The organism is Burkholderia sp. AcTa6-5, from assembly GCF_017815075.1.
Taxonomy (GTDB): domain Bacteria; phylum Pseudomonadota; class Gammaproteobacteria; order Burkholderiales; family Burkholderiaceae; genus Burkholderia; species Burkholderia sola.
Genome location: NZ_JAGIQE010000002.1, coordinates 376084 through 390077 on the forward strand (window position 1 = coordinate 376084; position 13994 = coordinate 390077).

Annotated in this window: 12 protein-coding genes; 9 read left to right on the forward strand and 3 right to left on the reverse strand. The window is 64.3% G+C overall.

The window, feature by feature from the left end; translation table 11 throughout:
* Window positions 1-13 precede the first annotated feature (13 nt).
* The 5 genes from J8I33_RS04530 (at window position 14) to J8I33_RS04550 (ending at window position 4641) form a co-directional block, all read left to right on the forward strand.
* Window positions 14-403, forward strand: coding sequence for a hypothetical protein (locus J8I33_RS04530; RefSeq protein WP_209933454.1), 390 nt, complete (start codon window positions 14-16; stop codon window positions 401-403).
* A 388-nt stretch (window positions 404-791) separates the two neighbouring features.
* Complete coding sequence (locus tag J8I33_RS04535; RefSeq protein ID WP_245171453.1) at window positions 792-1514, forward strand: hypothetical protein; 723 nt, start codon at window positions 792-794, stop codon at window positions 1512-1514.
* A 108-nt stretch (window positions 1515-1622) separates the two neighbouring features.
* Entirely contained in the window at window positions 1623-2243 is a 621-nt protein-coding gene (locus J8I33_RS04540) for an Imm5 family immunity protein (protein ID WP_209933466.1), read from the forward strand.
* Between the two features lie 574 nt (window positions 2244-2817).
* Complete coding sequence (locus J8I33_RS04545; protein WP_245171459.1) at window positions 2818-3750, forward strand: hypothetical protein; 933 nt, start codon at window positions 2818-2820, stop codon at window positions 3748-3750.
* Window positions 3751-3840: 90 nt separating this feature from the next.
* Window positions 3841-4641 carry a hypothetical protein gene (locus J8I33_RS04550; protein ID WP_124631231.1) on the forward strand — a complete coding sequence of 267 codons (801 nt, stop codon included), beginning with the start codon at window positions 3841-3843 and terminating at the stop codon, window positions 4639-4641.
* Between the two features lie 133 nt (window positions 4642-4774).
* On the opposite strand, the gene argG is transcribed toward J8I33_RS04550, so the two are convergent.
* The 3 genes from argG to J8I33_RS04565 form a co-directional block, all read right to left on the reverse strand.
* Entirely contained in the window at window positions 4775-6112 is a 1338-nt protein-coding gene (argG, locus tag J8I33_RS04555; protein WP_050018060.1) for an argininosuccinate synthase, read from the reverse strand.
* Between the two features lie 317 nt (window positions 6113-6429).
* On the reverse strand, window positions 6430-7500 hold the full coding sequence (locus J8I33_RS04560; RefSeq protein ID WP_209933467.1) for an FUSC family protein: 1071 nt from the start codon (window positions 7498-7500) through the stop codon (window positions 6430-6432).
* 178 nt (window positions 7501-7678) lie between these two features.
* A complete protein-coding gene (locus J8I33_RS04565; protein ID WP_209933475.1) occupies window positions 7679-9211 on the reverse strand; it encodes a sensor domain-containing diguanylate cyclase in 1533 nt (510 codons plus the stop codon).
* A 585-nt stretch (window positions 9212-9796) separates the two neighbouring features.
* Here J8I33_RS04565 and J8I33_RS04570 point away from each other — a divergent pair.
* The 4 genes from J8I33_RS04570 to J8I33_RS04585 all read left to right on the forward strand — a co-directional run bounded on the left by J8I33_RS04570 (window position 9797) and on the right by J8I33_RS04585 (window position 13961).
* The gene (locus J8I33_RS04570) at window positions 9797-11332 is read left to right on the forward strand and encodes an amino acid permease (RefSeq protein WP_209933480.1); all 1536 of its coding nucleotides are present in this window, start codon (window positions 9797-9799) and stop codon (window positions 11330-11332) included.
* 264 nt (window positions 11333-11596) lie between these two features.
* A complete protein-coding gene (locus tag J8I33_RS04575; protein ID WP_047901546.1) occupies window positions 11597-11842 on the forward strand; it encodes a DUF3717 domain-containing protein in 246 nt (81 codons plus the stop codon).
* A 264-nt stretch (window positions 11843-12106) separates the two neighbouring features.
* Window positions 12107-13024: a LysR family transcriptional regulator gene (locus J8I33_RS04580; RefSeq protein ID WP_050018064.1), complete on the forward strand. Its 918-nt coding sequence runs from the start codon at window positions 12107-12109 to the stop codon at window positions 13022-13024.
* Window positions 13025-13133: 109 nt separating this feature from the next.
* Complete coding sequence (locus J8I33_RS04585; RefSeq protein ID WP_209933485.1) at window positions 13134-13961, forward strand: alpha/beta hydrolase; 828 nt, start codon at window positions 13134-13136, stop codon at window positions 13959-13961.
* Window positions 13962-13994 lie beyond the last annotated feature (33 nt).

A 13994-nucleotide genomic window follows, 5' to 3' on the forward strand; every position in this document is an offset into this window, starting at 1 on the left:
TTGGAATAACGCCATGAAGCTAGAAGTTGAAGGAAAGGCCCCTGTCGAGGAAGTGAGGGAGCCTCAGATCGTTCGGGCAATTAGAGCTTTGAAAAGCTATGGCCCTTCGTCATACGCTTCGTTGACCGACAGCAATGGGAATTATATTCAAGTTGCTGGCGGTGGGGTGTCGTGCATGATTGAGCATTACGAAGCAAAAGGCACGAAGCGCTCGCGAGCATTTCATGATAAGCCAAACCCGACACGTCCTGATGGAACTATTCTTGCATTTCGTGCGGGCAATATCCCGATGCGCTCGGACGAGTGGTTCACGGCGGATCAAGTAATTGCGGTATTCGTTTCATTTCTAAATGCGGAACAGTTTCCAGATTTTATTCATTGGCGAGATGCGCCGGGATTTTAATTATTGCAAGGCGATTGAGAAATCGTGTGAGAGTGTATGTTGTGAGGTGAGTCAATATGCGATTAATTTTTTTTAAATTTTTCGATAAATTATATTCCGCTTTCAGATCATGAAATTTGTTGGCGATCGCCGATAGCTATTTGTCGGTTAATCTGCATGCGGCCAGCGGGCCACTCTATTGCAACCAGTGCGAGCACACCTGGAATCAGAGGATTCGCTGCGTGTCACTGGTGTAGGTTGGGGTTGAAGAACTTCATTGATATTCGATTCTAAAATAGAAGACTAATTCGAACCATGTATGCTCTTTGATCCAGTTCGTACAAGAGAGGTAGTCATTGACGGAGCCCTTCCCCGGGTTATGCGCACAGCCTATGTGGACGGGCAGCCAATGGGAAACATTGCTGCGCACAACATGTCCGATGTGGTTCGGGCATGGCTGGTGGGATTGGCTGAGGAGGCTACCCCAGTAATCTCTCGCTCGCTTAGTTGGATTGAAAAGGCAATTGCATCGGATGAGGACTTCGGGGCGAACAGAGATCTTCATCGAGTTACGTTGCTTTGGGCGAAGGCGATCGCTGAGTGGATGGATACCGGCTGGAACAGTGCCGAGTGGGAGAACGCGAGAATCTTCGAAGAGGCCGCCTGGCGCAATGAATCCCGCCCGTGGCCAATGAACGAGATCGTTCGAGATGGCCTCGATGACTATATGGCGTTCGCCTATCAAACAGGCGACGATGCTACGCCGGACGGTATGGAGGGCTTCGAAAACGGTATCCAGATGTACGAACATTGGGTCAACGACAAGCCTCCCAGTCTTGCGAAGACGCTCAAGCCACGCGAGTATGCCTATGCCCTGTGTCTATATGGTTGCCGTCCTGAGGTCGCTCACGCCAAAGCTTACACGCCCGATGCTTTGTTCGAAGCGGGCCGACGTATGCTGAAGGCGAACCTCGAATCGCAATGGTTCGGTGCGGGGCAGTTCATACGCGGTGCAACATGGCTCAAGATCGTCTACGGGAATCGCGACCCATCGCTGACACCGTTGCAGACCGTCCTGAAAGCATACGATGACATGCCGAACGTAAAACGACCGCATTTTGTCACGGGCTAGTGAAGAACTCGGAACGAGGCGATAGCGACGAATAGCTCGTTCGTCGCGCCTCGCCACGACGCTCGAATCGCCATGCCCATCGGGTGTTACGGAGAATCAGCATAAGCGATGCGCATTCCACAACATTTGGCGAACGCAATATCGACAGCTACGACGTCGATTACTACAGAGGGTGAACTCCCCGCTGCCGTCCGAAAGGACCTTCTTCAGTTGATCGAGACCCTGTCGGCGATCGAACACGCCGATGCGGGGTATTTACGCCGCGCACGATTGGCTGTGATCTGTGCAAGAGAGGTGCTAGGCCGGCTGAGTCCGTATGCGAGCGTGTTGACGGCAGCCGAAGCTATTCTGGCGAGCGGCATCGACGCGTTATCGGGTAAATGCGATCTGGCCACACTCGAAATAACCAACGGTGAATACCACACGAAGGTTATCGATCTGTTCGGACATGGCGAACCGGCCTTTGTCTCCGTTTATGCGGGCATGGCCGTTTTCTCGGCGATCAATACGATTTTGTACGATACGAACTTCGATGTGGTCGGCGAAAGCGAAAAGAGCGTACCTCCGGACGATTGGGACGCCGGCTATTACGCAGCGCTCGCGGTGTCAGGCAGCGCGATCTGGGAAGCCAAGGGAGGCGCCGAACGCCGTCGATCATACTGGCTCTGGTACTTGCAAAACGCTGTTCCGCTAGCCTGGGATGTTCTCGTGCCGCTGCGTCACAACTGAAGCGTTTTCCGATCGACAAATTGAATTCAAACGCGGGTTTGACTTCATCACCCGAGCCAACGGCCGAGCGAGAGGCTTACGGAGCGCCGGAACAAAGCCCTAGAAAATTCCCTCGATAAACCCACCCTAAAGAAATCTCCACCACCGCCGTTACCTTCCTCGGTAGCTCAAAAAAAGTATTACCAAAGCCATACAACCAAACCACACGACCAAACAACCGAGGGGGGCGCGCGGCCGGCGAAGCCGTGCGCAGTATAGAAGATGGGATGCACCGATTCGATTGGGCGCGCAGGCACCGGGGGCTGGCGCGCGCTGCGCTTTTGCCTTGCCGCGGCATGCCTGCTGCAGCACGCGGTTCTCACCGCTGCGTGCGCGTTCCCGCACGACCACCCCTCCACGCTCGTCCCCGTCGTGCCGGCTATCCGGCAACCGACGCCCCCCTCATCGCGCTTCCCCAACACATCACCCCAAGCATCCAACATCGCTCGAGGAGGCCCACACAACACACCTGAAAAGTAACGCGATTCGAATCTAGACCACTAAAAAAAACGCATCAAAAAAATCGAGGATTGAATTGAACAAGCATTCCCTTTGCCTGCTGACTGCAGCCGCAATCTCGGTATTCGTCGTCGCCGGTTGCGGCGGCGGCGACGGCTCGTCGAACGCAAGCAGCGGCACACCCGCGAACACCGGCGGCGCCAATAACGCAGCCAGCGCACCGTCCGTCGCGTCCACACCGCTCGCAGCTCCCCCCGCAAGCGCCCCCGTCGCATCGTCGCAGCCGGTGACGGTCGGCGAGGCACTGCCCAGTCTGACGACCCCGCAAACCGGTTCGACGGCCGCAACGGCAACCGGCCCGGTCGGGATCTGGTCGGCGTCCGGCAACCTCGGCTACTCGACGATCGCCCTGGTCGACCCGCACAACAACCTGAGCACGCTCAACCTGCTCGGATCGTTCGTGATGTCCGACGATTTCTCGACCCTGACCGTCAACGGTTCGACGTGGTCGCTCGCGCCGGGTATCAACTTCGCAGGAACGAGCGGCATCGTCACGAAGATCGATTCGGGCTCCGGCGCATACAGCCCGCAGCAGACGTTGTCCGGCACGATCACCCGCAACGGTACGGCGTCGAATTTCACGTGGACCTACAACGCCGCGAACGCACTTGCGGTCACGCAGGACAGCGTGGTGGGCACCTGGGCGACGACCAACGCGTCGTTCGCGATTGCATCGGGCGGTACGCTGACCGGCACGCTGAGCGGTTGCAACCTGAGCGGCACGCTGCTGCTTTCCACGCTCGGCTCGAACCAGAACATGTACGACATGACGGTGACGGCCTCCGCATCGACGGGCTGCAAGCTGCCGGCCGGCGTTCCGCTGTCGGGCAGCGCCGCGATCATGTTCGTGCCGATCACGGGAACCAACGGCTTCAAGCGCTCGATCCTCTACGTGCTGCGCGCGGCTGATTACAGCTTCATCGCATACGGTCAGGTGATCAAACAATAAACGCACGGCCGAACCGCACACGGCGTGTCGACGCGCTGTGTGCGACGGCCCGATCAATACGTTCCGTCAACAACGAAAGCCACTGATCCAATGAAGAACTCATCCAAAGCCACCTTGTTCGGTTGCGGCCTGCTCGTGACGCTGCTGTCCGGCTGCGCCACGGTGCCGAATACCGACATGAAACCCGAAGCGCGTCAGAACCTGCATTCGATCGCGATGCTCGACGTCATCGAGCCGAAGCGTGTCGCGGTCGTCAATTTCGGCGGCGCGGCGGGCGGGTTCGGGCTGATCGGCGCGCTCGCGCAAGGCGCCGTCAACGCAAGCCATACGAGCACCTATACGGATCACGTCGCGGCCGGCAAGATCGTGTTCGCGCCGGACATTGCAGAAGGCGTGGCGGGCCGCCTCACCGGCAACGGCTATCAGGTCGTGAAGCTGGACGGCCAGAAGGTGAAGCTCGCCGATGACGGCAAGTCGGACGACTACTCGGCGATCCAGACCGACGCGGACGCGATCATGAACGTGTGGTTCACGTCGTTCGGTTATATCTCGCCGCCCAACCAGCTCGACTACGTCCCGTGGGTCGTCATCCGCGCGCGCATTCTCGACGCGAAGACGAAGCAGGACCTCTATTACAAGACGTTCGCGTGCGGCTACGACATCAAGGCGAACAGCGTCCACGTCGACAGCGATTTTGCCTACAAGTACGGCAGCTTCAGCGATCTCGAGAAGAATTTCGACAAGTCGGTGGAAGGGATCAAGTCGTGCGAGAAGTTGGTCGCGGACCTGATCGGTCGGGATCTGGCACGTACGCCTGCGCCGGCCACTGCTGCTGCTTCGACGGCATTGACGACGACTGCGGCCACCGCGACGGCCACGGCATCGAAATAACGTTGACGCGCCTGCAGGACCGTCGCGATACGCGTGGCGAATCCGGCAGTGCTTGAAGAAAAAGCGGGAAGGGAAGGACTGCATGCGGCCGGGCGGTTGTCACACCGCCCGGCCGCTCGCGAAAGCGACGGGCTTACTTGTCGCTATCGCCCTTGATCTGCGGCAGCGCCGACGCTTCACCCGGCGTCAGCAGCCCGACTTGCGAATACACGCGCAGCTTGTCGCGCGTATCGGTGATGTCGAGATTGCGCATCGTCAGCTGGCCGATACGATCGCGCGGCGAGAACGTCGACGCCACCTTCTCCATCGACAGGCGTTCCGGCTGATACGTGAGGTTCGGCGACTTCGTGCTGAGAATCGAGTAGTCGTTGCCGCGGCGCAGTTCGATCTTCACTTCGCCGGTGATCGCGCGTGCGACCCAGCGTTGTGCCGTTTCGCGCAGCATGATCGCCTGCGGGTCGAACCAGCGGCCCTGATACAGCAGGCGGCCGAGGCGGCGACCGTTCTCGCGGTACTGCTCGATCGTGTCTTCGTTGTGGATGCCGGTGACGAGACGCTCGTACGCGATGTACAGCAGCGCGAGGCCCGGGGCTTCGTAGATGCCGCGGCTCTTCGCCTCGATGATGCGGTTCTCGATCTGGTCGCTCATGCCCAGGCCGTGGCGGCCGCCGATGCGGTTCGCTTCCAGCAGCAGCTCGACCTGATCCTTGAACTCGACGCCGTTCAGCGCGACCGGCTGGCCGGCTTCGAAGCGCACCGTCACTTCTTCGGCGGCGATCTTCACGTCGTCGCGCCAGAACGCGACGCCCATGATCGGGTTCACGATCTTGATGCCGCTTTCGAGGCTTTCCAGATCCTTCGCTTCGTGCGTCGCGCCGAGCAGGTTCGAGTCGGTCGAATACGCCTTCTCGGCCGACATCTTGTACGCGAAGCCGGCCTGGTTCATGAATTCGGACATTTCGGCGCGGCCGCCGAGCTCGTCGATGAACGTCTGGTCGAGCCACGGCTTGTAGATCTTCAGATCCGGGTTCACGAGCAGGCCGTAGCGGTAGAAGCGCTCGATGTCGTTGCCCTTGTACGTGCTGCCGTCGCCCCAGATGTTGACGCCGTCTTCCTTCATCGCGGCGACGAGCATCGTGCCCGTCACGGCGCGGCCGATCGGCGTGGTGTTGAAGTACGTGACGCCGGCGGTCGTGATGTGGAACGCGCCGCTTTGCAGCGCCGCGATGCCTTCGGCGACGAGCTGCGCGCGGCAGTCGATCAGGCGGGCGCCGGCTGCGCCGTATTCGATCGCGCGTTTCGGGATCGCGTCGTAATCGTCTTCGTCGGGCTGGCCGAGGTTCGCCGTGTATGCGTACGGGACGGCGCCCTTCAGTTTCATCCAGTGCAGCGCGGCGCTGGTGTCCAGGCCGCCGGAGAAGGCGATACCGACCTTCTGGCCGGTCGGGAGGCTTTCGAGAATCGTGCTCATAGGAATTACCGTGGATTGAAGCCGGTGGGATCGTATTTCGCGGAATATGCGAGTATCGGCTGTCCGGGAAGTTGGGGCAAGGGCTGATTTTGCTGCGGAACCGTCGTCGCGCCTGTCGCGGCGGGCCTGACGGGCGGTTAACCGGCTGGAGAACGCAAGGCTGGACGGCGTTGCATCGCTGCCGAAACGCGTGCTGAAGGGTCGGGCTGCGGCCGAATTTCAGGGCCGGATCGGCGGTCAGGCAGGGGGCGCCGTCGTCAGTGCGCACCCCTCCACACAGAAAGGCATATGAAAGACTGGCGCACGAAACCGGAACCTCAGATATTCCACGCCTGCGCGGTATCGAGCAGCCGCTCGCGCAACTGGTCGACTTCGCCGGCCAGCTTGGCCGTGATCGATACATAGCCGGACAACTGCGGCGGCGGCGCGTCGTGCGGCGGGTCGACCGGCCGGCGGCGCGGGGCGAGCCGGCTCGGCGTGCCGAACTTCAGCGCGCGGCTCGCGCCGACCAGCGTGTCGCGGATGCGCCGGTGCACGCCCTTCATCTCGACGCGCATGTATTCGCGGGCCGCCCCGTCATCGGCGGCCGGCAGCGCGCTCGACAGGATCTCCAGATACCCGATGCACAGGCGCAGGCTGCGCTGGATCGCCTCGAGCTGCATGACCGGGATATCGCATTCCTTCGACACCGACGGCATCAGCGAACGCAACTGCACGAGCAGTGCGCTCAGCGCGGCCATTTCCTTCAGGTGCGCATCGTCGCTCACGTGGCGGTCGCCCGCGAGCCGCGCATGCACGGCCGCGCACGCACGCAGCGCGTCGGCGAGCTTGTAGCGCCACGAATAGGTCGCGTACAGCGGCAACGCGAACGAGAACGCCAGCGCGATCACGATGCCGACCAGCACGTTCACCGCGCGCCACAGGCCGTCGACGATCTCGTTGTCGCCGTGCCCGGCGACGATCACCATCGTGATCGCCGACAGCAGCGCGATGTAGCCGGCCTTGCCGATCGCGTGATACGCGCAGATACCGCACCCGACGGCCATCAGCAGGTAGATCGCGAACGGCGCGTGCAGGAACGAGTAGAGGAGGATCAGCCCGAGCCCCGCCAGCGCGCCGATCGACGTGCCGAGCGCGCGCTCGGCCGCCTTCTTGCGGATGTTGCCGTGATGCTGCAGCCCGCCGACGACGATCAGCACGGTGATCGTCGACCATTCGCCATGCGGCACGTTCAGCCCCGTGGACAGCGCGATCGACACGAGAATCGCGAGCGCGACGCGCGCCGCATGGATCAGCTTCGCGTGCCGGTAGCGGCGGTACGGGTCGAGCAGCGGGCGGAGCGCGTGGCGCACGAGCGGCGGCAGTCGGGTCGGGAGCGGGGCGGTCATGACGGAGCGGGAGTGGCGGGAACGCGCACGGCGGCGTGCGCGGGCCGGCGCCGCGCCGCATGCGCAGCTGACGTAACGCTAGCCGAACGCGCGCGGGCTGTCCACGGCGAGGCCGCCGGGCCGTGGCTGGGCGGCAGGCGGCCGCTTCGTGTCACGCGGCCCGCCGGATCACATCGCGTCAAGCGTCGGCCGCGCTCGATTGCGCGTCCAGCACGCGGTTGCGGCCGCCGGATTTCGCGCGGTACAGCGCTTCGTCGGCGCGTCGCAGCAGCGTCGCGGCGGTCATTCGGCCGTCGGCGGCGGTTGCGGTGCCGATGCTGGCCGTGACACGCCCGTACGGGCTCTTTACGTGTTCGATGTCGAGCCCCGCGATCGCGCGCCGGATGCCCTCGGCGACGGTGGCCGCGCCCGGCGCGTCGGTGTCGGGCAGCGTGACGACGAACTCCTCGCCGCCGTAGCGCGCGACGTGGTCGCTGTCGCGGCGCAGGCTGCGCGTCAGCGATTGCGCGACCTGGCGCAGCACGTCGTCGCCGGCCGGGTGGCCGTAGTAGTCGTTGAACGCCTTGAAGTGGTCGACGTCGACGAACAGCACGGACAACGGGCGGCCGTTGCGCGACGCGCGCTGGGCCTCTTTCGCGAGCACCGTGTCGAACGTGCCGCGGTTGTCGAGGCCCGTCAGCGAATCGGTGTGCGCGAGCCGGTACAGCTTCGATTCGGCGTCCTGCCGGCGCTTCAGCTCGCGCGACAGCGCGAGCGAGCCCCACGCGATGAACGTCGTGAACAGGCTCATCAGCACGACGGTCCAGATCGCGCGATGGCGCCACGCCGCGTAGACGTCGATCTCGGCGGGCGCGACGTCGACGATCAGCGGCAGCCCGGCGAGATGCTTGTAAACATAGATGCGCCGCACGCCGTCGATGGCGCCGACACCGGTCAGCTCGCCGGCGCGGCCGCGCTGCGCGTCGATGAACAGCGGCGAATCGTGCAGGTCGAGGCCGACCACCCGCGTGTCGTAGGGCAGGCGCGACACGAGCGTGCCGTTGTCCTCGACGATCGCCGCGCTGCCGTGCCGGCCGACCGCGAGACCGTCGAGCAGCGCGCGGAAGTAGTCGATGCTGAGCGTGCCGACGACGATCCCGCCGAACGTGCCGTCGGGCCGGTTGATCCGGCGGCTCAGCGCGATCGTCAGCGCGCCGCCGCGCAGCCGCGACGCGTACGGCCGGCTGATGTAGAGGCCGGGGGCGAGCCGGTCGCGATGCACGGCGAAATAGTCGCGGTCGGCGAAATTGCCTTGCCGCGCGGGCGACACGCTCGAATCGATCGCGATATTGCCATGCGCATCCATCACGAAAATCGAGCCGAGATAGGCGCCGGTGGCTGCGCGGTCGAACAGCAGCCGGTGGCGCTGGCGCGGCGGCAAGGTCATCAGTTCCGGATCGGCCAGGCCGTCGACGACGTTTTGCAGCGACAAATCGTAGAGTTCGATATTGCGCGCGATATCGCGTTCGATCAGCAGCATCAGGTTGCGCGCATTTTCGACCGCATGGCCATACGCGTCGCGCCGTGCCTCGATTAATAGCGACGTGGAAAGTCCCCAACTGAACATCAGCAGGACGATGCCCGCCACGAGTACGCCGCGGGGCGACAGAATGCGTGCCACGATCGACGCGGTATGGCGGCGCAGCGTGGCGGGCAGCGGGAATGACTTCATCCTCGGGGGGCACGGGCGGCGGCTACTCGCGTCGTTGGCGATTCCGCGCGCGGATTATTTCGAATTAAGCGTCATTATCCCGCGAATTCGTGCATTTCGCCCGCACATGCAAAACATGCATGCGGCGACGGCGATTCGAAACGGTTACGCATCATTACCTCATGGCGTGCGGGCGACTTGATTTGAATCAATTGGCAGTGTCGGCCTTTTTGTCTGATTAATCGCATAATCATCAGCCGATTTTGCCTATTGCCGCGGCATTTGGCGGATCGGGACAGGATTACAGGGTCTCCGAAAAATCGAAAATCGAATGACCCGATCGTAGTCGTGGTTTTTGCGACGTGTGGCGAAAGGGCGACGGCCGGCGCGGCCAACCCGTTGATTCCGCAAAGTCTCCGGCATGGCGGTGGGCGGCGCGACCTCGGCTGTCCCCCTATCGAATCAGGTAGAATCCGCGCTTCGCCGCAGGCGCCCGCCGCGCAACGCGTATCGGGGCCGCATCGAATGCATCGCAGGACGCGCACCGCGCTCCGATTCCGCATGCGCCGGCAACGGATGCCGGCCCGCTCAACGTTCGTCTCGTTTATGTCCGCCATTCCGAATTCCGACCCACCCGGTTCGTCCGCGAACCCACCCAAGCTTCATCGCGCGCTGAAGGCGCGCCACCTGACGATGATCGCCATCGGCGGCTCGATCGGCACGGGCCTGTTCGTCGCATCCGGCGCGTCGATCTCGCAGGCTGGCCCCGGCGGCGCGATGGTCGCGTACATGCTGATCGGCCTGATGGTCTACTTCCTGATGACGAGCCTCGGCGAGATGGCCGCGTTCATGCCGGTGTCGGGTTCGTTCGCGACCTACGGCGCGAAATACGTCGACGAAGGCTTCGGCTTCGCGCTCGGCTGGAACTACTGGTACAACTGGGCGGTGACGATCGCGGTGGAGCTCGTCGCCGCGCAGCTCGTGATGCACTACTGGTTTCCGGACGTGCCGGGCGTGTGGTGGAGCGCGGCGTTCCTCGCCGTGATGTTCCTGCTCAATGCGCTCACCGTGCGCGGCTTCGGCGAGGCCGAATACTGGTTCGCGCTGATCAAGGTCGTCACGGTGGTCGCGTTCATCGGCGTTGGCCTGCTGATGATCTTCGGCATTCTGAAGGGCGCGCCGGCGAACGGCTGGGGCAACCTGACGATCGGCGACGCGCCGTTCGCGGGCGGCCTGCCGGCGCTGATGGGCGTCGCGATGATCGCGGGCTTCTCGTTCCAGGGCACCGAGCTGATCGGCGTCGCGGCCGGCGAATCGGAGCACCCGCGCACGACGATTCCGCGCGCGGTGCGCCAGGTGTTCTGGCGGATCCTGCTGTTCTACGTGTTCGCGATCTTCGTGATCGGCGTGCTGATTCCGTATACCGACCCGAACCTGCTGAAGACGGACGTGACCGACATCGGCGTGAGCCCGTTCACGCTCGTGTTCCGCCACGCCGGCCTCGCGTTCGCGGCCGGCGTGATGAACGCGGTGATCCTGACGGCCGTGCTGTCGGCCGGGAACTCGGGCATGTACGCGTCCACGCGGATGCTCTACAACCTCGCCACCGAAGGCCGCGCGCCGAAGGTGTTCGCGAAGCTGTCGCCGGGCGGCGTGCCGCGCAACGCACTGTACGCGACCACCGCCGTCGGCGCGCTGTGCTTCTTCACGTCGCTGTACGGTGACAAGACCGTGTACCTGTGGCTGCTGAACACGTCGGGGATGACGGGCTTCATCGCGTGGCTCGGCATCGCGGTCAGCCACTACCGGTTCCGCAAGGGGTACGTGAAGCAGGGTTATTCGCTCGACCAGTTGCCGTACCAGTCGAAGTGGTTCCCGTTCGGCCCGCTGTTCGCGTTCGTGCTGTGCCTCGTGATCGCGCTCGGCCAGGATTACCAGGCGTTCCTCGCGAACCGGATCGACTGGGCCGGCGTGACCGCGACCTATGTCGGCATTCCGCTGTTCATGGTCGTGTGGCTCGGCTTCCGGCTCCTGAAGAAGAGCCGGTTCGTGCGCTACGAGGACATGGAGATCGCGCCGTGGATCGCCGCGAATCGCGGCGCGCAGCGGCAGCCGGTGGCGAACCGCGAAACCGCGGGCTGACGCCGGCGCGGCAGGCAGCCGCGCGATGGCGACGAAACGGGAAGCCGCGCGCCTTCCCGTTTTTTTTGCCCGGCTTTTGCCTGCGCGGGGTCAAAGCCGGTTATATTGCCCGACCCTACCGGGCCGCGGCCCGGCCGGCGCGACAGGCGCGGCGCGGATCGGCATCCGGCGCGCGCGGCGCGCGGCGGCCGGCGAGATGCCCGGCGTTTTCATCGCTCCAGCCGGGCCGGCATGGCCCGCGGAGCGCGCAACCCAGAGGAATTCATGAGCGCATCACCCGCCGAGCGGAAGGCCGGACCCGTTTCCATCGTGCGAATCGAAGCCGCGATCAACGCGTGGCGCGAAGTGTATCCGCCGGCGCCGGACGGCGAGGACGGCTACGCGCTCGACGCCGGCAGCAACTGCCTGGCCGAGCTGTACGGCACGATGATCTGCTATCAGTTGCCCGACGTGCCGCTCGACACGCTGAGTAACGAGCAGCGCGACGCGCTGTATGCGACCGAGGTGTGATGCGGTGCGCACGATGCCGCGGCGCGGCGTCGGTGAACGAACGGGAAGCCTCGCGGCTTCCCGTTTTGCTTTGCGCGGCCCCGGACGTCGCCGCCAGCACGACGCTGCTCGAGCCGGGATCGGCGCCGGCTGAGGTATCGTGACGGGATCGGCTAGCAGGCGATCGAGGAGGCCGGTACGGATAGCCGGCAAGGGTGAGCGGTGCGGGCGCTGCCCGCGCGGTGCCGGATGAGCGTCCGTCGCCTGTCCCGGGAGGATTCGAACATGGAGTTGAGACACCTCCGCTACTTCGTCGCGGTGGCCGAAGAGCGGAATTTCACGCGGGCGGCGGAACGGCTGCATATCGCGCAGCCGCCGCTGAGCCGGCAGATCCAGCAGCTCGAGGAAGCGCTCGGCGTGCCGCTGTTCGAGCGCACCGCGCGGCCGCTGAAGCTGACCGATGCCGGACGCTTCTTCTATTCGCATGCGGTGCAGTTGCTCGCGCAGACCACCGAACTCGAATCGATGACGAAGCGGGTCGGCAAGATCGAGCGCAGCATGTCGGTCGGTTTCGTCGGCTCGACGCTGTACGGGATGCTGCCGAAGATCATCCGGCGCTTTCGCAGCGAATATCCGGCCGTCGAATTGAGCCTGCACGAGATGTCGACGATGGACCAGATCAAGGCGCTGAAGGAAGGGCGCATCGACGTCGGGTTCGGGCGCATCCGCCACGAGGATCCGAGCGTGCGGCGCGTCGTGCTGCGCGAGGAGAGGATGATCGTCGCGCTGCCGGTCGGCCACGTGCTCGACAGCGCGAAGCCCGTGCTGTCGCTGCACGATCTCGTCAACGACACGCTGATCATCTTTCCGAAGGCGCCGCGCCCGAGCTACGCGGACCAGGTGCTCGCGGCCTTCCACGATCGCGCGCTGCAACCGCGCAGGATCTACGAGACGCGTGAACTGCAGATCGCGCTCGGCCTCGTCGCGATGGGCGAGGGCGTGTCGGTCGTGCCGCACAGCGTGTACGGGCTCAAGCGCGACGACATCAGCTACAAGCCGCTCGACGATCCGAACCTCGTGTCGCCGATCATCATGAGCATGCGGATGCTGGACGAGTCGGAGGACATTCGCGCGATGCAGGCGCTGATCTACCGGCTGTACGACGAAGCGCAGATGGAGTATCTGCCGCCGCAGCCCGAATGAACGCGTGGCCGATAGGGGCTTGCTTGACGCTGCGCGCGCCGACGGGCCACCATGTCCGGATTCGATGCGGCCGCCGACGGGCGGCCGCTTTCATGCAGACGACCGACACATGACCGATATCGTGACCGAGAAGATGACCGTCGAGACGCCGCAAGGGCGTCTCTTTGCGAAACGCTGGGGTGCGGGGCCGGCGCGGCACGCGGCCGCGCCTGGGCCGGCCGCACCTTTGCAGGCCGCGCCGATCGTGCTGTTGCACGATTCGCTCGGCTGCGTCGATCTATGGCGCGACTTCCCCGTGCAGCTCGCCAGCGCGACGCAACGCGACGTGATCGCATACGACCGTCTTGGTTTCGGCCGTTCGGACCGTCATCCCGGGGTACTCGCCACGACGTTCGTGCGCGACGAGGCCGATCATGCGTTCGTCGCGGTGCTGGATCAACTCGGCGTCGATACGTTCGTCGCGTTCGGACACAGCGTCGGCGGCGGGATGGCGGTCCGCTGTGCTGCCGCGCAGCCGGCGCGTTGCCGCGCGCTCGTGACGGTCGCCGCGCAGGCGTTCGTCGAGGATCGCACGCTGGCCGGCATTCGCGACGCCGGGCGGCAGTTCGACGAGCCGGGGCAGCTCGACCGGCTCGCGCGCTATCACGGCGACAAGGCCGAATGGGTGCTGCGCGCGTGGGTCGACACGTGGCTGTCGCCGGCGTTTCGCGACTGGACTCTCGACGACGACCTGCCGCGCGTGCAGTGCGCGACGCTCGCGATTCACGGCGAGGACGACGAATACGGATCCGACGTGCATCCGAAGCGGATCGCCGCGCGCGTCGCGGGGCCGTCGTCGTTCCTGTTGCTCGCCCGCTGCGGACACATGCCGCACCGCGAGCGGACGGACGACGTGCTGGCCGCCGTCGCGACGTTGCTGCGCGACGCGGGCCCCTGAGCGCGCTCGCCATCGCCAGCGGGCGTCCGCCCG